Annotated in this window: 2 protein-coding genes; both read right to left on the bottom strand. The window is 38.6% G+C overall.

Going from position 1 to position 1,346, the window contains the following annotated elements; translation table 11 throughout:
* Nucleotides 1-40: 40 nt before the first annotated feature.
* On the bottom strand, nt 41-877 hold the full coding sequence (locus tag ESZ48_RS19165) for a DDE-type integrase/transposase/recombinase (protein WP_129019108.1): 837 nt from the start codon (nt 875-877) through the stop codon (nt 41-43).
* Nucleotides 878-879: 2 nt separating this feature from the next.
* Entirely contained in the window at nt 880-1,293 is a 414-nt protein-coding gene (locus tag ESZ48_RS19160; RefSeq protein WP_129019107.1) for a transposase, read from the bottom strand.
* Between the last annotated feature and the right edge of the window lie 53 nt (nt 1,294-1,346).

Raw genomic sequence — 1,346 nt, 5'->3', positions numbered from 1 at the left:
TGTCCATGCCTAAATAGCATTGACCACTTTTAGTTAGTGATTAATATAAAATTACTGATTCTTTCTTTCTTAAACATCTTATTTTATTTTCAAAAGCTACTGGATTCATTTTGTTTAATGAACTATGTGGTTTTTGGGTGTTATACATTCTAACAGCTTTAGCCGTAACTCTTACTAACTGGTCATAGTTTTTAGGTGCATAATGGTGTATATAATTATTTTTTATAACACCGTTTAATCTTTCGGCATTAGGATTCTCATAAACAGAGACTCCCATACTGTTCAATATTTCAGCCTGTGTTGTGAGCGCTCTGAATACCATTGAATAGTACTGACCTCCACCATCTGAATGAAAGACAAGCCCTGGTAATTTTCGCGTGCTGCGCGTTTTTAATCCACACTTCAATGCAGGCAGAGTTGTCATCTCAGTCCGTAAACCACGACTTACGGCATGCCCAACAATCAACCTTGAAAAAAGATCCATCACAAAAGTAATGTAGTAAAACATATCCCCTATCCTATAGTAGGTTATATCGCTCACCCAAACTTGGTTTACATCGTTCAACTCAATGCCATCAACAAGATTGTCAAAACGTACCACACCAGATGAATCCGTGGTTCTCCTAAATGCCTTTTTGATCTGCACACCATACCCCATATGCAGAAAATGGCTTTCAAAAGCATCTCGCCCAATAAAGTCCGGAGCTAAGATCAGATATAGATCCCGAAGGTTCATCCCTGGATGGTCCTTCCTGACCTCACTCACAACAAGCTCCAACTGTGCAAAAGCTCCCCTTTTTGCCAATGATCTATCCAGTTTTGCGTGAAAAGCCTGTTTGGTAATGCCGGTTACTTTAAAAAAACTATTGAGGCTCATACCTATTTCTTGGCGGTTCTCCCAGAACCAGATTTGGGTACGGAACCAGCTTTTTTTTTAATATCTATCCCCAGATCGCTCTCTGCCAGCTCGATGAGCTTTTCCAGAAAATCAACTTTCATCTGCTTTTGGCCGACCGCCTGTTCCAGTTCATTGATGCGTGCCTGTAGTTCCTTTAATTTATGTGTGCCGCTCATAGGTTCTACTATTTGTTTGTATCCTTTCTGGTACAAGATAGAATATTTATAGACCCATTTGTAAACCGCTGTTTTTGAGACATCGTAAAGAACACTTATCTCACTTACCGTATATTCATTGTTTTCAATACGTTTAACAGTGTCTTTCTTGAACTTTTCGCCAAATGTCCGATTGTAATTTGTCTCAAAACCTTTTTTCAATCCATTTAAATTTGCCATTTTTGATTAGAATTATCTAACCCTAAACGGTCAACGTATTTCAGGCATCGACA

This window comes from Gelidibacter gilvus (assembly GCF_004115975.1).
Lineage (GTDB): Bacteria > Bacteroidota > Bacteroidia > Flavobacteriales > Flavobacteriaceae > Gelidibacter > Gelidibacter gilvus.
This window is presented reverse-complemented; position numbering and strand designations above follow the sequence as displayed.

Bases quoted from the DNA above. Each gene is read 5' to 3' on its own strand.
- ESZ48_RS19165 (WP_129019108.1), bottom strand. From the start codon at position 877: ATGAGCCTCAATAGTTTTTTTAAAGTAACCGGCATTACCAAACAGGCT.
- ESZ48_RS19160 (WP_129019107.1), bottom strand. From the start codon at position 1,293: ATGGCAAATTTAAATGGATTGAAAAAAGGTTTTGAGACAAATTACAAT.